The 18,865-nt window shown below is 74.3% G+C and carries 13 protein-coding genes; 10 read left to right on the top strand and 3 right to left on the bottom strand.

The window, feature by feature from the left end; genetic code table 11:
* Positions 1-28: 28 nt before the first annotated feature.
* The gene (locus tag AB0I29_RS15115) at positions 29-1,234 is read left to right on the top strand and encodes a PIG-L family deacetylase (protein ID WP_357482659.1); all 1,206 of its coding nucleotides are present in this window, start codon (positions 29-31) and stop codon (positions 1,232-1,234) included.
* A 73-nt stretch (positions 1,235-1,307) separates the two neighbouring features.
* Here AB0I29_RS15115 and AB0I29_RS15110 read toward each other — a convergent pair whose 3' ends face one another.
* A complete protein-coding gene (locus tag AB0I29_RS15110) occupies positions 1,308-1,877 on the bottom strand; it encodes a hypothetical protein (protein ID WP_357482655.1) in 570 nt (189 codons plus the stop codon).
* A gap of 57 nt (positions 1,878-1,934) precedes the next feature.
* On the opposite strand from AB0I29_RS15110, the gene AB0I29_RS15105 reads away from it, so the two are divergent.
* The 5 genes from AB0I29_RS15105 (at position 1,935) to AB0I29_RS15085 (ending at position 8,928) form a co-directional block, all read left to right on the top strand.
* Positions 1,935-2,333: a hypothetical protein gene (locus tag AB0I29_RS15105; RefSeq protein WP_357482652.1), complete on the top strand. Its 399-nt coding sequence runs from the start codon at positions 1,935-1,937 to the stop codon at positions 2,331-2,333.
* A 449-nt stretch (positions 2,334-2,782) separates the two neighbouring features.
* Entirely contained in the window at positions 2,783-6,004 is a 3,222-nt protein-coding gene (locus tag AB0I29_RS15100) for a VanW family protein (protein WP_357482649.1), read from the top strand.
* Positions 6,005-6,044: 40 nt separating this feature from the next.
* Entirely contained in the window at positions 6,045-6,884 is an 840-nt protein-coding gene (locus AB0I29_RS15095; RefSeq protein ID WP_285107711.1) for a hypothetical protein, read from the top strand.
* The gene (locus AB0I29_RS15090; RefSeq protein WP_357482645.1) at positions 6,875-7,903 is read left to right on the top strand and encodes a prephenate dehydratase domain-containing protein; all 1,029 of its coding nucleotides are present in this window, start codon (positions 6,875-6,877) and stop codon (positions 7,901-7,903) included. Before AB0I29_RS15095 ends, AB0I29_RS15090 begins: the two co-directional genes overlap by 10 nt.
* Complete coding sequence (locus tag AB0I29_RS15085) at positions 7,900-8,928, top strand: prephenate dehydrogenase/arogenate dehydrogenase family protein (protein ID WP_357482642.1); 1,029 nt, start codon at positions 7,900-7,902, stop codon at positions 8,926-8,928. The genes AB0I29_RS15090 and AB0I29_RS15085 overlap by 4 nt, the downstream gene beginning before the upstream one ends.
* Positions 8,929-9,046: 118 nt before the next feature.
* On the opposite strand, the gene AB0I29_RS15080 is transcribed toward AB0I29_RS15085, so the two are convergent.
* A complete protein-coding gene (locus AB0I29_RS15080) occupies positions 9,047-10,762 on the bottom strand; it encodes an FAD-binding dehydrogenase (RefSeq protein WP_357482639.1) in 1,716 nt (571 codons plus the stop codon).
* A gap of 74 nt (positions 10,763-10,836) precedes the next feature.
* Positions 10,837-13,143, bottom strand: coding sequence for a glycogen debranching protein GlgX (glgX, locus tag AB0I29_RS15075; protein WP_357482636.1), 2,307 nt, complete (start codon positions 13,141-13,143; stop codon positions 10,837-10,839).
* 71 nt (positions 13,144-13,214) lie between these two features.
* Between glgX and AB0I29_RS15070 the strand changes: the two genes are divergently transcribed.
* From AB0I29_RS15070 to AB0I29_RS15055, 4 genes are all read left to right on the top strand, one after another.
* Positions 13,215-14,045 carry an electron transfer flavoprotein subunit beta/FixA family protein gene (locus AB0I29_RS15070; protein WP_285107721.1) on the top strand — a complete coding sequence of 277 codons (831 nt, stop codon included), beginning with the start codon at positions 13,215-13,217 and terminating at the stop codon, positions 14,043-14,045.
* A 198-nt stretch (positions 14,046-14,243) separates the two neighbouring features.
* A complete protein-coding gene (locus AB0I29_RS15065; RefSeq protein WP_357482632.1) occupies positions 14,244-15,221 on the top strand; it encodes an electron transfer flavoprotein subunit alpha/FixB family protein in 978 nt (325 codons plus the stop codon).
* Between the two features lie 131 nt (positions 15,222-15,352).
* Positions 15,353-16,510 carry a HesA/MoeB/ThiF family protein gene (locus AB0I29_RS15060; protein WP_357482629.1) on the top strand — a complete coding sequence of 386 codons (1,158 nt, stop codon included), beginning with the start codon at positions 15,353-15,355 and terminating at the stop codon, positions 16,508-16,510.
* Positions 16,511-16,634: 124 nt separating this feature from the next.
* The gene (locus AB0I29_RS15055; protein WP_357482626.1) at positions 16,635-18,800 is read left to right on the top strand and encodes a PhoX family phosphatase; all 2,166 of its coding nucleotides are present in this window, start codon (positions 16,635-16,637) and stop codon (positions 18,798-18,800) included.
* Positions 18,801-18,865 lie beyond the last annotated feature (65 nt).

The following is an 18,865-nucleotide window of genomic DNA, read 5'->3' as shown; positions in this document are numbered from 1 at the left end:
AGATCCAGCACTCAGTGCTTTGCCCGACGTGGCTTTTTCTGCCGGGGCTCTCTCGGGGGGCGTGCTGGCCGTGCACGCCCATCCCGACGACGAGACGCTGTCGACCGGGGGACTGCTGGCGGCCTTCGCGGCCGCCGGGCTGCCTGCCCGCGTGGTGACCTGCACGCGCGGGGAGCGCGGCGAGGTCATCGCCCTCCCCGGGACGACGTCGGAGGGCCGGGCCGGTCTGGAGGGCGACGGTCCCGCGCTGGGCGCCTACCGGGAGACCGAGCTGGCGCGCGCGCTCGTGGCCCTGGGCGGCGGTGCGGACGGCGCGGTCGAGAGGGTCTTCCTCGACTCGCTCTCGCGGGTGGACGCGCAGGTCAGCCGGGTTGTGGGCGTTGGTTCCCGGCCGGACGGCGACGCGGTCCCCGGACTGGTTGCCGGCGCGGTCTCAGAGCCTGCTGACCCGGTGCGGTACGAGGACTCCGGGATGGAGTGGGTGGCGCCCGGTGTCGCCGGTCCGGCGCCGGACTCCCCGCCGACGGCGTTCGCGCGGGTTCCGCTCGACGAGCCGGCGGGACGGCTTGCGGTGCTGATCCGCACGACACGCCCCGCCGTCGTCGCGACGTACGAGCCCGGCGGGGGATACGGGCATCCCGACCACGTGCGGGCCCACGAGGTGACGGTCCGCGCGCTGCGGCTCGCGGCGGACCCGGTCTGGCGGCCGGGCGGCGGTGAGCCGGTGCGGGTGGCCGAGCCAGGCGGCGGCGTCGGACGGCAGGACGAGCCCTGGGCCGGTGCCGAGCTGTGGCAGGCGGTCGCCCCGGCGGACGAGGTGCGTGCGGCGCGGGCGACGCTCGCCGGCCTGCCGGAGGCGACCGCGCTCGCCGCCGCCGAGGGCCTGACCCTGGCGGACCCGCACGAGGACCTCCCGCCGCTCGCGAGGAACGACCTCCCCGGATGGTCGGCAGAACGTCAGGTGATCGGCACCTCGGACCGCCGATCGTCTGACGTTCCACCGATCACGTCGGTGGGCCGCGGGAGCGGCGGGGAGCGGGTCGTGCGGGTGGACGTCGGTGGGGTGCTCGAGCGGGTCGTCGCGGCCATGCGGGCCCACGCCACACAGGTGCAGCACGCGACGGTTCTCGCGCGGCCCGAGGGTTCGGTCGCCGGGTGGTACGCCCTGTCCAACGGGGTGCTGGCGCCGATCCTCACGACCGAGACCTACGTCGTCGTCGATCCCCCCGTCTGACGAGCACGCCATGCGCCCGCCTCGACGGTGATGGCGACGGTGCGGTCGGTTCGCAGCCGCCGCGCGTCCCCGCTCAGCGCTCCTGGAGGGCGTCGAGGCCGATCGCCATGGCGGTCACGAGCCGGCGGTCGAGCCGCGGCTCCTGGATGGTCACGACGTACCGGTCGCGCAGGCCCCACTTCTTCTCCACGGTGAACGCCGGCCGGCCGTCGATCACGAAGTCGAAGTGGTACGGCATCCAGGCGATCTCGACGAGCCGCCGGATCACGGCGACGCCGAGGTTCCGCTCGGTCCCCGTGGCCACACCGAGTCCGGGCTGCTCGACGTGCCAGGTGCTGCGCAGCAGAGACTTGGCGAAGTCCTTGCGGAACGTGCCGATCGGGGTGTCGCCCGCGTCGACGACGTCGTACGTGGCGCCCAGGTCGACCACCTGGCGGGCCTTGAACCCGAGCACCGACTCCTGCTTGGTGTCGTCGGTGTAGAGCGTGACCTGCTCACGGAAGGCCATGCGCTTCTGCTGGGCGAACGCGTAGAGGTCACCCTCGGAGCCGTCCGGCCGGGCTCCGCGTACCTCGTACTGGTTGACCAGCATGCGGATCCGCTGTCGAACGATGAGCTGCGTCTGATCCTGGAGCGTATTCACCCGCGGAGTGTTCCACACATGCAGAGTCCTCCCAGGTGGATGCTGGAGAATGCTCGGGTGAACTCATCCCGACGCCCGCTCGGACGGACGATCGTGCGCACTCTTCTGGCCGTCGCGCTCGGCGTCGTGATGGGCGCTCTCGGGACGGTGGTGCACCGGTACGGGGCCGATTCCCTGTACCTCGGACTGATCCTCGCGTTCGCGCTGACGGCCGCGGCCGGCGTGCTCGCGCGCGCCTGGGCCGGTTATGGCACGCTGCTCGGGTTCGGTGTGGGCTGGGTCGGCATCGTGCAGGCCCTGTCGCTGTCGGGCTCCGGGGGCGACGTGGTGGTCCCGGCCGGCGTGCTCGGCATGGTCTGGTCGTACGCGGGGGTGGCGATCCTCGCCGTCGTCGCGTTCCTGCCGTCCTCGTGGTTCGCCGAGGTTCCGGCCCGCCGGGATCGGTCCGCTGCCTGACCTCTGCGGTTCTTCGCAGGGTGCTTCAGGATGGTGGGCAGGATTGATACGAAACCTCCACCTCGAGGCGTCCGGTACGCGGCCTTGGGCAGGATTCTCGCTGGATAGGATGCCCGGCAGGGCGACTCCGTCCAGCGGAATCGCCGCGGGTCAGGTGCGCCCTGGGGGGACGCGGAGAGCCCGCGTCTCGGGTAGTTGCACGGAGCGTGCCGATGGGTCAGCCGACCGAGCGTGACGAACCGCTCGAGCCGACATCAGACGATAACGCCGGGGCTCAACCTGCCCCGGCCGTACCGCCTCGCTTGTACCAGAAACGCCCTGGCAGCGTGCCGCGACAGTCGTCGCAACCCCCGGCACGTCCGTCGGCCGCCCAGGCCGCGCAGCCCGCAGTACCGGCCGGTCGACCGACCGCTCAGCCGGTTCCCCGATCCGCAGACAAGGTCGAACCTGTGACCGCTCCGGAACAGTCCGAGCCCACCAAGGCCCCGTCCGTCCCCGCCGTACCGCCGGCGGGGGTCCCCGCCGCGCCCGCCGACGCCGCGCCCGACAACGCTCCGGGCGTCGCCTCGGACGTCGAGGCGCGCGCCGTCGGTGCCGCCGAGCCCGCCGGAACGCCGGCCGCGTCGGCCGCGCCGGCGCCGGCCGCATCCGCCGCGGCGAGCGCGTCCGGCGCCGGGAACGCGCAGGCCCCGGCGAGCACGCCGAGCCCTGAGGCAACCGCGGCTGGTCGCCCGGCAGAGGCCGCGGGTGACACCGCGTCCCCGGCGGCCGCCCCGAGCGCGCCCGCGGTCGAGAAGCCCGCCGCGGCCCCGCCCGTGTCCGACGCCGCGAACCGGCCGGCCGCCTCGGCAGCGGCGGTCCCGAGCGCGTCCGCCGCGGGTACGCCCGACGGCGCGGCTCCCGCACCTGCCAGTACGCCGGAAGCGGGGCGCACGCCTGAGGCCTCGCCCGCCTCCGCGGCGGGCCAGTCCGCCGCCGCGCGCCAGCCCGCCACCCCGGGCGCCCCGGGCGCCTCGGACGCCTCGGACGCCGCGACCAAGTCCGCCGCTCCGACGGGCTCTGCCGCAGCAGGCCCGGCCACCGCTCCGACGCAGCCGCCTGCTCAGGCACGGCCGGCTACCCCGACGCAGCCTGCCGCTCAGGCCCAGCCCGCCGCTCAGGCTCAGCCCGCCGCTCAGGCTCAGCCTGCCGCTCAGGGTGCGCCGGACGCTTCCGCCAAGCCCGCGACGCCGGGCACGTCCGACGCCGCGGCCAGGCCCGCCGCTCAGGGCGCACCGGACGCCACGGCCAAGCCCGCACCGGATGCTGCGGCCAAGCCCGCAGCTCCCGGCAACCCCGCCACGGCGGCCGGTGTCGCCGCGGCCAACGCGACTGCGGCCTCGAAGCCCGACGCCACGAAGGCTGGCGCCACGAAGCCCGACGTCGCGACCAAGCCCGACGCACAGACCGAGCCGACCGTCGACGGCGCCGACCAGGTCGCCGTGCTGCAGACCGTCGTCGCGGAGCTCGCGACGCCGCCGACCAAGGCCGCCAAGCCGCGGAGCGGGTACACCCCGCGCGTCTTCGCGTTCGACCGCCCGCCCAAGACCGGCGCCGCTGCTGCGGCCGCCGCGGCGGCGGGCACGGCGGCGGCAGGTACAGCAGCAGCGGGCACGCCGGCCGCCGCACCCGACGCAAGGACGGACGCCACGACCAGCACCGAGTCGGCCACCACGCCGGCGCCCGCGCCGCCGTCGGTCCCGCCGTTCGCCCCGCGCCCCGGCGCGACGCCGTCGGGCCTGGGTGCCGTGCCCACGTCCGACGGCGGCCAGATCCCGTTCCTCAAGCCGCTGACCGGCGCGATCCAGCGCGTGGCGCGCCCCTGGGCGCCCGTGCGCCCCGAGGCGACGCCGCTCGCGGCGTCCGGCCCCGCGGGCCCCGGCGGTCCGGGAGCACCGGGTGGCCCCGGTGGTCCGAACGGTCCGGGTGCCGCGGGCCAGGACGGCTTCTTCGGCCTCGCCGGGGACGGCGCGCCGAGCCGTGGCCCCAAGATCGCCCTGTTCTCGGTGCTCGGCGCCGTCGTGCTGTTCGCGATCTACGCCTTCGCGGCCTGGGGCGTGAGCGACACGGTGCCGAAGGAGACCACGGTGGCCGGCGTGAACGTCGGCGGCATGACGCAGGCGGCGGCGGCGTCCGCGCTCACGGAGCAGCTCGGCCCGCGGCTCAAGGAGCCGATCGACCTCACGGCGGGCGAGGGCAAGGCCCAGCTCTCCCCGGAGCCCAGCGGCCTGGCGATCGACGCCGAGGCGACGACGGCGGAGCTCACGGGCTTCTCGCTGAGCCCGGCGCGCATGTGGGCGCACATGTTCGGCGGCTCCGAGCAGGAGCTGGTCCTGGCCATCGACTCGGAGAAGTTCGACGCCGCGGTCGCGGGCCTGGAGGAGTCGCTCGCCGTGGAGCCCGTGGACGGCACCGTCGGGTTCGTCGACGGGCAGGCGGTCAAGACGGACGCGAAGGACGGCTCGCGCATCGTCGCGAGCGAGACCTCGCGCATCATCAAGGAGCGCTGGCTGCACCAGGACGGGCCGTTCGACCTGCCGGTCGAGCCCGTCGACCCGGTGATCACCCAGGCGCAGACCGACAAGCAGTTCTCGGTCGCGCAGAAGATCGTCTCGGCGCCGGTCACGGTCTCGGTGGGCGGCCAGCAGCCGCAGCTGTCCCCGCAGGTGCTGTCCGGGCTCATCCGCTTCGAGCAGAAGGACGACCAGCTCGTCACCATCGTGGACCGGGAGGCGACCGTCGCGGCGATCGTCGACGCCACCACGAACCTGCTGGAGGTCCCGTCCGACGCCCACTTCGAGTTCGCGGGCGGCAAGCCGACCGTGGTCGCGGGCAAGACCGGCACCACGCTCGACCCGGCCGAGGCGGGCAAGGCGGTGCGGATCGCCGCGACGGGCGACGACCGCGAGACGTCGGTCGAGCTGGTCGAGCAGGACCCCAAGGACACCGTCGAGTCGCTGGAGGCCCTGGGCGTCAAGGAGGTCGTCTCCGAGTTCAGCACGCCGCTGACGAACGAGCCGGTGCGCACCCAGAACCTGGTGCGCGGCGCGCAGATGGTCACGGGCAACCTCATCAAGCCGGGCGAGACGTTCTCCCTGCTGGAGGCGCTGGCCCCGATCACGCTGGAGAACGGGTACTTCGACGCGGGCGTCGTCGAGAACGGCGAGCACGTCGAGGCGGTGGGCGGTGGTCTCTCGCAGATGGCCACGACGTCGTTCAACGCGGGCTTCTTCGCCGGGTTCGAGGACGTCGAGCACCACGCGCACTCCTACTGGTTCCCGCGCTACCCCGCGGGCCGCGAGGCCACGATCTACGTGGGCGCCAAGGACATGAAGTTCACGAACGACACCCCGTACGGCGCGGTCATGCAGGCCTTCGTCTCGGGCAACCAGCTGACGGTCCGGATCTGGAGCACCAAGTACTACACGGTGCAGGAGAACACGAGCGCGAAGCGGAACATCGTCCCCAAGACGACGATCCACGACTCGTCGGCCGACTGCCAGCCCTACCCGGGCGGCGAGGACGGCTTCTCCGTGACCATCTCGCGCAAGGTGCTCCACGACGGCAAGGTCGTCAAGGAGAACTCGTTCAACCACTCCTACAACCCCGACAACCCCGTCGTGTGCGACTGACGGTGCGGCTCTGAGGCCTCCGCGGCGGTAGGTTCGGCACATGCTTGGACGTAGCGAGCGGGAGTCTCCCGCACACGCGGTGCTTGCCGCGCGGATGGCGGGATGGAACGACCCGGTCGAGCTGCTCGACCTCGGGACCACGGCGGACACCCTCGCCACGGTCGCGAGCATCGAGGCCCTGGCGGCCGTGGTGCACCTGGGACACCCGGAGCACCCGGCGCCGGGCCTCGAGCGCGCCCTCCTGGAGGGCGCGTCGTCGCTCATCGTGACGTCGGCGGTGGCCGTGCCCGGCCAGTGGGTCTGGGTCGGGGCGAACGCCACGGTCGGTCAGGTCGTCATCGACGAGGCGGGCATGCGGGACTGCGCGGGCGTGCTGCGCGGCCTCGGCGTGAGCCCGCGGCTGGTGCCGACCCGCACGAGCGTCGAGGAGCGCATCGCCCTCGCCGGGGAGGGCGGGTCCCTGGTGATCGAGCGCTCCCGGGTGCCCTCCGGCTTCGCGGAGCTCCCGGACAGCCCGGCTCTCGCCGAGGGCGGTCCCGTCTGGTACGGGCTGCTGGAGTCCCGCGACGACTGGCCTCCGTTCACCGAGCCGGCCCAGGTGTGGCTCGCGTTCGGCCCGGCCGACGACCACCTCGGCTCGCTGCAGCCCACCCTCGCGGTCATCGCGGACGCCGGGCTCGACCTGGACCACCTGCGCAGCCAGCCGTCGTCGGGCGGGCCGCACGTGTTCTTCGCGTCGTTCTCCTGCCCCACGTCGCGGACGCTGAGCGTGCTGGTCGACTCGCTGACCGAGCGCGGCGTCGCGCACCGCACGCTGGCCGTGCTGCCGGGCGAGGCGTTCGTGCCCGGGCCGGACGCGCTGACCCCCCGATGGGCATGACGGCGCCGGGTGGTCGCCCGGCGGGCGGCACCCGGGTGGCGTACCTGGGCCCGGAGGGCACCTTCACGCACCAGGCGGCCCTGGAGTGGGCCCGCCGGCCCGCGCCCTCGGGCGGCCCGGCGGGGCGTCCCGGCGACGGCGCGCCCGACGACGCCGTGTCTACCGCCGAGCCGCTGGACACCGTCAAGGACGTGCACGACGTCGTGGCGGCGGGCGGTGCGGACGTCGGCGTGGTCGCGATCGAGTCCTCCGTCGAGGGCTACGTGGTGCCGTCGCTGGACGCGCTGCTGTCCAGCGCGGACGTCGTGGCCGTCGACGAGGTGGCGCTCGACGTGTCGTTCGACGCGTTCGTGCGGCCCGGCCACGGCGACCTGACCGAGGTGTCGGCCCACCCACACGGCCTGGCGCAGTGCTCGGGTTTCGTGAACGGCACGGGGCTGGCGACCGCCCCGGCGTCGTCCAACGCGGCGGCCTGCCGCGACGCCGGACCGGGGACGATCGCCCTGGGGCCCACGATCTGCGGCGAGCTGTACGGGCTTCAGACGTACGCGAAGGCGGTCGAGGACTTCCGGGGCGGCCGCACCCGGTTCCTCGTCCTGACCCGGCGCAGCGCGGCCGCCGCGCACCTGGCCCGGTCCCGCGCCGCGGGCGCCACGGACTGGAAGACGATGCTGGCGATCACGCCCTCGGTGACCGGTCCGGGCGTGCTGGCGCGGATCACCGCGGCGTTCGGCGACCGGGGCGTGAACATGTCGAGCCTGATCACCCGGCCGGTCAAGGCCCAGGAGAGCAAGTATGCGTTCGTGGTGACCTTCGACGAGGCGCCGTGGGACCGGGGCGCGCGGGAGATGCTGAGCGACCTGCTGGCCGCCGGCGACTCCCTCAAGACGCTCGGCCTGTTCCCGGCGGGCGCGGGGTTCCGGGCGCTCGACGGCGTGCTCGACCCGGACCACGTGCCGGTCGGCTCCGTGTCGGCGAAGGACTCCGCAGAGGACCGCGAGCGGGGCCTGCTGTGGTGAGCGTCGGCGTCGTCGGCCTGGGTCTGGTCGGGGGCTCGCTCGCCCGCGCCCTGCAGGCGGCGGGCGTGCCCGTGGTCGCGACGGATCCTGTCTCGGGCGGCGAGGCGCGCGCGGCCGGCCTCACGATCGCGGACGACGTCGCGCACCTGGCCGCCAACCGGCCGGACGTCGTGGTGCTCGCCGCGCCCCTGCGCGCGATGCGGTCGGTGGCGGCGGAGCTCGCCGAGGCGCTGGCGGACGAGCCGGGCTGGGACCCGACGGTGACCGACGTGGGGTCGGTCAAAGGCCCGGTCCGGGAGGCGGTCGCCGAGGCGGGGCTGGGGGAGCGGTACGTCGGTGCCCACCCGATGTCGGGGACCGAGCACAGCGGGTTCGCGGCGTCGTCGGCGGAGCTGATGCAGGGTGTCCCGTGGGCGGTGACAGCGACTCCGGCGACCGACCCGGACCGGCTGCTGCAGGTGCTGCGCCTGGTCACGGGACCCCTGGGCGGGACGGCGGCGGTGCTGACCGACGAGCTGCACGACGAGGCCGTCGCGCTCGTGTCCCACGTGCCGCACGTGCTGGCCAACCAGCTCCTCGGCGCCGTGGCCGGCGCGCCCGTGCGCGACGTGGCGCTGCGGCTGGCCGCGGGCTCGTTCCGCGACGGGACCCGGGTCGGGTTCACCGACCCGCGGCGCACCGAGGCGATGGTGACCGAGAACGCCGCGTGGGTGGCCCCCGTGCTGCGGCTGGCGGCCCGGGACCTGGAGCGGCTCGCGGACGAGCTGGACTCCAACGCGCCGACGCACTGGTTCTTCGACCGGCCCGAACCCGTGCGGGACCGGATCGGCCGGGCCGGGACGGCGCGCGTGACGGGCCTGCGCCCGGGCGACGCGACCGGGACCGCCGGGGTTGGGGCCGCCGGGACCGGCCTGGACGTCGAGGCGGTGCCGCTGACGGGCGACTGGCCCGCGGAGCTGCTGTCGCGCTGCACGCGGGGCGCCGTCGTCGTCGCCCTGGAGGACGGGACGGCCCTGCTGCGTTAGCCGGCTGGGGGGTATGTCACCAACCCGCTGACTCGGCCGTCTGAATCTGCCGAGTCAGGAGTGTGGTCGGACCAGCCGGCTGACTCGGCAGGCATGAGCCGCCGAGTCAGCCAGCCGGTCACAACGCCGCCGCCAGGGCGCGGCCCGTCGTGCGGCCCGTGAAGAGACAGCCGCCCAGGAACGTGCCCTCCAGCGCGCGGTGCCCGTGGGCGCCGCCGCCGCCGAAGCCCGCGGCCTCGCCCACGGCCCACAGGCCCTCCAGCACGTCGCCGTCCGGGGTCAGCGCCCGGCCGGTCTCGTCGCACCACAGGCCGCCGAGGGTCTTGCGGGTCATCACCGACAGCCGGACGGCGAGCAGCGGCCCGTCCTGCGGGTCGGTGAGCGCGCGCGGCGGCGACACCCGGATGGCCTTGTCCACGATGAAGTGCCGCGCGGCCGCCGTCGCCACGACCTGCGGGTCCTTCCCGAGACCGGTGGCGACCTGGGCGTCGCGGGCAGCGATCAGCGCGGCCAGGGACTCCCCGTCGACGTGCCCGTGCGACCTGTCGGTGGCCGCCGTCAGCGCGTTCATCTTCGCGGCGAGCTCGGCCGGGGTGTCGGCCCAGAGGAACTCCTCCGACTGCTCCGCGAAGGTGCGCACCGGCACCGACCGGCCGCGCACCCGCTCCAGGAGCAGCGGCACGGACTTGCCGGTCAGGTCGGGGTTCTGCTCGGAGCCCGACAGTGCGAACTCCTTCTCCATGATCGTCTTGTTCAGCACGAACCAGGAGTGGTCGTCGCCGCGGGTGGTCACGTGCTGCAGCGCCCCGAGCGCGTCGAACCCGGGAAAGAGCGGGCCGGGTAGCCGGTTGCCGTCGGCGTCGAGCCACAGCGACGACGGGCCGGGCAGGATGCGGATGCCGTGCCGGGTCCAGACCGGCGAGTGGTTCGCGATGCCCTCCGGGTAGTGCCACATGCGGTCCTCGTGCACCAGCGCCGCGCCGGAGTCGGCGGCGACCCCGAGCATGAGGCCGTCCGTGGAGTCCGGCACGCCCGAGAGCATGCGTTCCGGGAGGCGTCCCGCGTCGGCGGACCAGCGGGCGCGCGCCAGGTCGTGGTTGGCGCCGATGCCGCCGCTCGCGACCACGACGGCCTGGGCGGACAGCTCCACCTCGCCGGTCACCGTGCGGCCGGACGGCTCGCCGCGGCCGGCGTCGTCGTCGGCCAGGATCTCCGCGCGCACCCCGGTGACCCGGCCGTCGGTGACGACCAGGGACGTGACCCGGTGCCGGAAGCGCAGGTCGAGCAGCCCGGCCCGGTTGGCCTCGTGCGCCGCGGCGACGAAGGGCTCGACGACGGCAGGGCCGGTGCCCCACGTGACGTGGAACCTCGGCACCGAGTTGCCGTGCCCGCCGGCGGGGTACCCGCCGCGCTCCGCCCACTGCACCAGCGGGAACCAGCGCACCCCCTTGGCGTGCAGCCAGGGCCGCAGGTCGCCCGCGGCGAACTCGACGAACCCCTTGGCCCAGCGGTACCCGAACCGGTCCGGGCCCTCGCCGCGGTCGGCGCCCGGCGAGAACTGGGCGGAGCCCAGCCAGTCCGCGAACGCGAGGTCGAAGGAGTCCTTCACCTTGAGGCGGCGCTGCTCGGGGGAGTCGACCAGGAACAGCCCGCCGAACGACCACCAGGCCTGCCCGCCCAGCGACGCGGCCGGCTCCTGGTCGAGCAGGACCACCCGCTTGCCCGCGGCGGTCAGCTCGGCGGCGGTGACGAGCCCGGACAGGCCCGCACCGATCACGATGACGTCGGTGTTCCCCGTGGTGGCAACGCCGTTGTTGTGGACGGAGTCAGTCATGTGCGCACCTTAGCCAGGACAGTCCCCCCGCGGTGTCGTCGACCGCGCACAACCCGGGTGAAACAGCCGGTCGGTCAGGTGCCCCGCGACAGCAGCACGTTGATGTTCAGCGCGTCCAGCGTGACCGACGTCCGGGGGCCGGTCTCGTCGTCGGGCACCACGGGTGCGTCCCACGCGGAGTCCCAGACCAGCTCCCACGGCGCGGCGCCGTCGCGGGGCGGCAGGGTCACCTCGACGTCGTCCAGGCCGCCGTTGATCACCAGCAGCACGTCCGCGTCGCCCCCAGCCGGGCCGGGCCGCAGCATCTGCAGCACGCGCCGGCCGGGCTGGTTCCACGTGTCGACCTCCATGACCGCGCCCGTCTCGGAGAACCACAGCAGGTCCGTGTCGGTCTCGTGCGGCCGGGGCGAGCCCAGGAAGAACGAGTCGGCCCGCAGGGCCGGGTGCTCGCGCCGCAGGCGCAACAGGTAACGGGTGGTCTCCAGGAGGTCGGTCGCGGCGTCGTCCAGGGCCCAGCGCAGCCACGACGTCTCGTTGTCCTGGACGTACGCGTTGTTGTTGCCGCCCTGGGTGCGGCCCAGCTCGTCGCCCGCGGTGAGCATGGGCGTGCCGGCGGCCAGGAGCAGGGTGCCCAGCAGGTTGCGCTGCGACTTGCGGCGCGGCGGCACGATCGCCTGCCACGGTTCCGTCGTCGCGTCGTCGCCCGAGGCGGTGTGTCCCTCCAGCCCGTGGTTCCACGACAGGTTGTTGTCCGACCCGTCGCGGTTGTCCTCGCCGTTGGCCTCGTTGTGCTTGTGGTCGTAGGCGACCAGGTCGGCGAGCGTGAAGCCGTCGTGCGCCGTCACGTAGTTGACCGACGCCACCGGGCCGCGCACCAGCGGCGGGTCGCCCGGCCCGAACAGGTCGGCGCTCCCGGCCAGTCGCGTGGCCAGCTCCCGCAGGCCGCGCATCTCCTGCCCGCGCACGCCCTGCTTGGGCGCGTCCAGCCAGAACCCGCGCGCCGCGTCCCGGAAGCGGTCGTTCCACTCCGCCATGGGCGGCGGGAACGAGCCCGTCTGCCAGCCGCCCGGCCCCACGTCCCAGGGCTCCGCCACGAGCTTGAGCCCCGACAGCACGGGGTCCGTCTGCAGCGCCACCAGGAACGGGTGGTCGGGGTCGAACCCCACGGCGCCACGGCCCAGCGTCACCGCGAGGTCGAACCGGTAGCCGTCCACACCCACCGTCTCGGCCCAGTAGCGCAGCGAGTCCAGGGCGAGCTGGATCACGCGCGGCCGCCGGAAGTCCAGCGAGTTGCCCGTGCCCGTGACGTCCGCCAGCGCGGCCGGCGAGGCGCCGTCGTGCAGGTAGTAGACCGGGTTGTCGAGGCCGCGCCAGGCCAGGTGCAGGCTGTCGTCGCCGCCCTCGCCCGTGTGGTTGTAGACCACGTCGAGCAGCACCTCGATGCCCGCCTCGTGCAGCAGGTGCACCATGCCGCGCACCTCGTCGAGCACCGCTTCCGCGCCCTGCTCCTGCGCCGCCCGGGTCGCGTAGGCGGCGTTGGGCGCGAAGAAGCCGAGCGTGTTGTAGCCCCAGTAGTTCGACAGCCCGTGCGCCGCCAGCCGCGGCTCGGCCACGCTCTTGTGGATCGGCAGCAGCTCCAGCGTCGTGACGCCCAGGCTCTTCAGGTGCTCGACGACGGCCGGGTGCGCCGCCCCCGCGTACGTGCCCCGCAGCTCCTGCGGGATGTCCTCGCGCAGCATCGTCAGCCCGCGCACGTGCGCCTCGTAGACCACCGTGTCGGCCCACGGCACCCGGGGCCGGGTCAGCGGCGGGGGCGGCGGCAGCGGCCCGACGACGACGGAGTGCGGCACGTACGCCAGGGAGTCGGTCGCGTCCGGCGGGCCGTACGGGTCGCTGAGCCACCAGCCGTCCTCGCGCTCCGTGCTCACCGCGCCGACCACCTCGGGCCCGTAGCGCAGCCGGCCCGCGAACCCGCGGGCGTACGGGTCGACCAGCAGCTTGGCCGGGTTGTGCCGCAGCCCCGCGCGCGGGTCCCACGAGCCGTACACGCGGAACCCGTAGCGCTGACCGGGCGCGACGTCCGGGACGTGCGTGTGCCACACGCCGTACACCGGCCCCACCATCTCGAACCGGCGCTCGGTGTACCGGCCCGGGTCGTGCTCGTCCAGGGCCGGGTCCGTGACGTCGATGAGGCACAGGTCCACCGCCGTCGCGTGGGACGCCAGCACGGCCGCGTCGATCCCGCCGTCGGGCGTCACGTACACGCCCAGCGGCGGCACGTGGCTGCGGCGGGCCGACGGCCGGATGAGCGGCCGGACGACCGGGCGGGGCACCGGGTCGCCCGGTGCCCGCTGCGGTTCTGCTCGTCGTGACTGCGCCATATGCCCCATCGTCTCAGGCTCGCTCGTGGACCCGATCCGTCCCACGCCGCCCGACGTCGTACGGTTACCCCATGCGCATCGTGGTCACCGCCAAGTACGTCCCGGACATCAACACGGAGCGAGGCTTCTCCGAGGGTCGGGTCGTGCGCACCGCCGGGGAGGGCACCCTCAACGAGCTGGACGAGAACGCGATCGAGGCGGCCCTGCGGATCGTCGAGGCCGAGCGCGCCGCCGGCCGCATCGGGCCGGACGAGGGCGAGGTGGTCGTGGTCACCATGGCCGGGCCCGACGGCGACGTCGCCCTGCGCAAGGCGTTCCAGCTCGGCGTGGACCGCGGCATCCGCGTGTCCGACGACGCCCTGGCCGGCTCCGACTACTTCGGCACCGCCGCGGTGCTCGCGGCCGCCGTCCGCCGGCTCGGCGACGAGGCGCCCGTGGACCTCGTGGTGACCGGCATGGCCGCCCTGGACGGCCTGGGCTCCGTGGTCCCGACGCTGCTCGGCGCCGAGCTCGGCCTGCCCACGCTGAACCTCGCCAAGAAGGTCGAGCTGGCGGAGCCGGCGGACCCGGGGCAGCGCGTGCTGACGATCACCCGCGAGATCGACGACGTCACCGAGTCCCTGACCGCGCCGCTGCCCGCCGTCCTGTCCGTGACGGACGGCGCCAACCAGCCGCGGTTCCCGGGCTTCAAGCTGATCATGGCGGCCCGCAGCAAGGAGATCGAGGTGTGGTCCCCGGCCGACCTCGGCCTCGACCCCGCCGTGGCGGGCAGCGCGGGCGCCCGCACCGAGACGCTGACGGCGGCGCCCCGCCCCGCACGCCCGGAGGTGGAGCTCGTCACCGACAAGGGCGAGGGCGGCGTGGCGCTGGCCGACTTCCTGATCCGCAACGACCTGGTCTGAGCCGGAGGTGAGGCGAAAGGTGGGGGCCGAGGGACGAGGCACGCGCCCGCAGCCGAACCGCAGGCTCGGACCAACAACCACGGAGTCTGAGCCGGAGGTGAGGCGAAGGGTGGGGGCCGAGGGACGAGGCACGCGCCCGCAGCCGAACCGCAGGCGCAGGCCAGCAAAGACAGAGCGTGAGCGCTCCGAGGAGAAATGATGACCAACCGCACCGTCCTGGTCCTGCTCGACCCCGCGACCGAGGTCCGCACCAGCACGCTGGAGCTGCTCACCATCGCCCGCGGCCTCGGCCGGGTCGAGGCAGTCGCCCTGGAGGCGCCCACCGTCGAGGTGCTGGCGCAGCTCGGCGCGTACGGCGTCGAGACCGTGCACCAGGCGGAGCCCGCCCGTGACGGCGCCTGCGTGAGCGGCGACGAGCGGCACCTGCCCGCCGTCGTCGCGGCCGCGCTGGCCGCCGCCGTGCGCCTGACCGACGCCGACGCGGTGCTGCTGCCCACGTCGTTCGCCGCCAAGGAGGCCGCCGCCCTGGCCGCGCACGACCTGGGCGCGGGCCTGGTCATCGACGCCTCCTCGCTGCGCGACGTGCACGGCCGCGTCGTGGCCGGCAAGCGGGTCTTCGCGGGCTCGTGGGACACCGAGTGCGCGGTGACCGCCGACGTCGCCGTGGTGACGGTCCGGGCCAACTCCGCCGTCGCGCAGCCCGTCGAGACCGCCGTCGAGCCCGTGACCGAGGGCTACGCCGTCGAGGTGCCGACGTCGCCGGTGGCGCTGCTGTCCCGCGAGGTCAAGGCCGACACCAGCGGCCGGCCGCCGCTGGACCAGGCGGCCGTGGTGGTCGCCGGGGGCCGCGGCACCGACGGCGACTTCGGCCCGGTGGAGGACCTCGCGGACGCGCTCGGCGCGGCCGTGGGCGCGTCCCGCGACGCCGCGTTCGAGGGCTGGTGGGACTCCTACGTGGGGCAGACCGGCGTGACGATCGCCCCGCGCGTCTACATCGGCGCCGGCATCTCGGGCGCGCCGCACCACCGGGGCGGCATGCAGGCGTCCCAGGTGATCGTCGCCGTGAACAGCGACCCGGAGGCGCCGATCTTCGAGATCTGCGACTTCGCCGTCGTGGGCCGGCTCGCCGACGTGCTCCCGCAGGCCGCGGCGGAGATCCGCAAGCGCAAGAGCTGACGCTCGGCCTGCTCCCCTCGGGGCCCGAACCTCTCCGCTCTCGAGCGTCGCAAGGCGAAGAAACTGACGTCTCGAAGAGGAGTGTGCGCCGAACCCGCCCGAGGTGGTGGAATGACGTGATGGAGCCGTTCGTGAACCCCGCAGGCGGGCTCGGGCCCGCCGAGCGCCGTCGGGCCGCGCGGCACCTCCTGCTCGACGGCTTCGGCCTGGCCGCGCAGGAGCGTCTCGCCGCGTCGCGGGTCGTCGTGGTGGGCGCGGGCGGCCTCGGGTCGCCGGTGCTCCAGTACCTGGCGGCGGCGGGCGTGGGCACGCTCGGCATCATCGACGACGACGTCGTGGAGGCCTCCAACCTGCAGCGCCAGGTGCTGCACTCGGCGGCGGACGTCGGACGCGCCAAGCCGGACTCGGCGGCCGACGCGCTGCGCGGGCTGGCCCCCGAGGTCGAGGTGATCGCGCACCGCGAGCGGCTGACGAGGGCCAACGCCGCCTCGATCCTGGCCGGGTACCACCTGGTGGTCGACGGCTCCGACACGTTCGAGACGCGCTACGCCGTGTCCGACGCCGCGGCGCGCTTGGGGCTGCCGGTCGTCTGGGGCACGGTCCTGGGCTGGGACGGCCAGGTCAGCGTCTTCTGGTCGGCGGCGCCGGACGGGCGCGCGATCACCTACCCGCACGTGTTCGGCCCGCAGCCGCCCGAGGGGGAGTCGTGCGCGACGGTGGGCGTGCTCAGCCCGGCGTGCGGCGTGGTGGGCTCGACCATGGCGGTCGAGGCGGTCAAGGTCCTGACCGGTACGGGCGACCCGGCGCTGGGGCGCCTGCTCGCCTACGACGCGCGCACCTCCGGGTGGGACACGATCGAGCTGGCCGCGCCGGTGACGGGCGAGGCCGACGGCGCGGACGCGGCGGGCGTCGCTGGCACGGCGGACGTCGGGAGCACCGTCGACGGCGTGACGGTTCCCGTGCCGGCGCCGTCCCCGTCGGTGACGCCCGGCGCGGTGGAGGTGCCGCCGTCGTCCGGCCTGCCGAGCGAGCCCGACACGCGGAGCGTCCCCGACGCGCCCGGCGTGCTGCTGCTCGACGTCGGGCTGCGGCCCGGCGGCGTCCCCGGCGCCGTGTTCGCGCGGCTGGAGGACCTGGCCGCCGGGGTCTTCCCGGCCGAGCTGCTGGACCACCCGGTCGACCGTCCGGTGGTCGTCGTGTGCGAGCGGGGACTGCGGTCGCGCGGCGCGGAGCAGCTGCTGCGCGCGGAGGGCTGGCGGGACGTCACCAGCCGCGCGCTCGTCGGCTAGGGCCGGGGCCCACCTGCTGGACACGTCCCGTTCACCTGGGCGTACCGGACCTTTGGTGGCGCAGACATCGCCTGCTCCTAGGTTGACGACGTCCTACCCCCCTTTTCGGACCGGAGAGCCTCCGATGACGATCGCCCCTGAGAACCGCCCGCTGCTGACGGTGCACACGCATGCGCGTGGCAAGCGCAGCCCCGTCACCTGTCGCCTCAAGTGCAATGACGCGTGCCTTCACCCCGCTCCGAACGAGAGCGCCAACGAGTACTTCAAGGACGTCGTGAGCTCGGTGCTGTCGCGCCGCGCGATGCTCGGCACGCTGGCCGCCGCCGCCGGCGCCGTGGTGATCGGCGCGCAGGGCGCGGCCGCGCCGTCGGCTGCCGCCGCCACGCTGCCCGAGGGCCGGTTCCCCGGAGCCGGACACAGCCAGGGTCTCTCCTTCGGCGCCATCGACCCACAGCCCGTCGACGTCGACGCGTTGGTGGTTCCCCAGGGCTACACCTGGGACCCGATCATCCGCTGGGGCGACCCGATCCTGCCGGGCGGCCGCACGTTCGACCCGAACAACCAGTCGCCGGAGCAGCAGGCCAAGCAGTTCGGCTACAACTGCGACTACCTCGACATCCTGCCGATCCGTCCCGGCGAGAAGCACCGCGGGACGCGCGGGATCCTGGTCTCCAACCTGGAGTACACCAACCCCGAGATCATGTTCCCGCCCACCGAGAAGTACTGGGACATCGCCGCGGACGGGAGCCGCACCAAGAACGCCTACTCGCGCGCGATCGAGCGGGCGGCGCACGGCATGGCCGTCGTCGAGGTGCGCCGCCGCGGCACGGGCAAGCCGTGGGACTACCAGCGCATCAGCGTGCTCAACCGCCGCATCCACCTGGACACCGAGTTCGTGCTCGACGGCCCGGCCGCCGGCTCGGACCTGCTCAAGACCGCCGCGGACCGCACGGGCCGGCGCGTGCTGGGCACCATGAACAACTGCGCCGGCGGCACCACGCCGTGGGGCACCGTCCTGTCGGGCGAGGAGAACTTCAACGGCTACTTCGTGGCCGCGGGGGTCAACCCGACCGCCGACGCCCGCTACGGCATCGGTGCCTCCACCAGCTACGGCTGGGAGGCCGACGAGCCGCGCTTCGCGCAGTCCGCGGGCTACGAGAACGAGTCCAACCGCTTCGGCTGGATCGTCGAGCTCGACCCGTACGACCCGACCGCCAAGCCCGTCAAGCACACCGCGATGGGCCGGTTCAAGCACGAGGGCGCCAACGTCACGCTGTCCCGCAAGGGCCACGCCGTCGCGTACATGGGCGACGACCAGGCGTTCGACTACGTCTACAAGTTCGTCTCCAAGGAGCGCGTGGCCAAGGGCGACTCCCGCTGGGCGCGCACCCACAACAAGACGCTCCTGTCGGAGGGCGACCTGTTCGTCGCCAAGTTCACCGGCGACTCGCCGGCCGCCCAGATCGACGGCTCGGGCGCGGTCCCGGCCGACGGCGCGTTCGACGGCACCGGCGAGTGGCTCCCGCTCGTCCAGGACGGCCGCAGCAAGGTTCCGGGCATGTCGGTCGAGGAGGTGCTGATCTACACGCGCCTGGCCGCCGACAAGGTGGGCGCCACCAAGATGGACCGCCCGGAGGACGTCGAGATCAGCCCGGTCACGGGCCGCATCTACGTGGCCTGCACCAACAACTCGGGCCGCACCCCGGGCAACGCGACCGAGGGTGCCACCGAGGCCAACCCGCGCGACCGCAAGGTCGTCAACGGTGTGACCACCAACGGCAACCGCGACGGCCACGTGGTCGAGATCATCCCGTCGGGCGACCAGACCTCGACCCGGTTCACCTGGAACCTGCTGCTCGTGGCCGGCGACCCCGCCGTCGAGGGCACGTACTTCTCGGGCTACCCGAAGGACCGGGTCTCGCCCATCTCGTGCCCCGACAACCTGGCGTTCGACGCCGAGGGCAACCTCTGGATCTCGACGGACGGGCAGCCCAGCTCGTCGGCGATCGCGAAGTGCGACGGCCTGTTCAAGGTGCCGGTCGCCGGTCGCGAGCGCGGACACGTCCAGCAGTTCCTCTCGGTGCCCGCGGGCGCGGAGACCTGCGGGCCGCTGGTCGACTCCCGCGACGGCATGGTCTACGTGAACGTGCAGCACCCGGGCGAGAACGGCAGCTTCGAGGCGCCGGACTCGTTCTTCCCGGACTACGTCGCCGCGGGCGCCACCCCGGAGGCCGGCGACTTCCGCGGCCCGCGCCCCACGGTGGTCCAGGTCTACCGCGACCGCCACTGACCATCCGCTGACCATCCGCTGACCACGACCGCTGAGTGCGGGATGTTTGCCCTTCCGGACCGTCG

The sequence above is a fragment of the Promicromonospora sp. NPDC050262 genome, from assembly GCF_040655935.1.
Lineage (GTDB): Bacteria > Actinomycetota > Actinomycetes > Actinomycetales > Cellulomonadaceae > Promicromonospora.
This window is presented reverse-complemented; position numbering and strand designations above follow the sequence as displayed.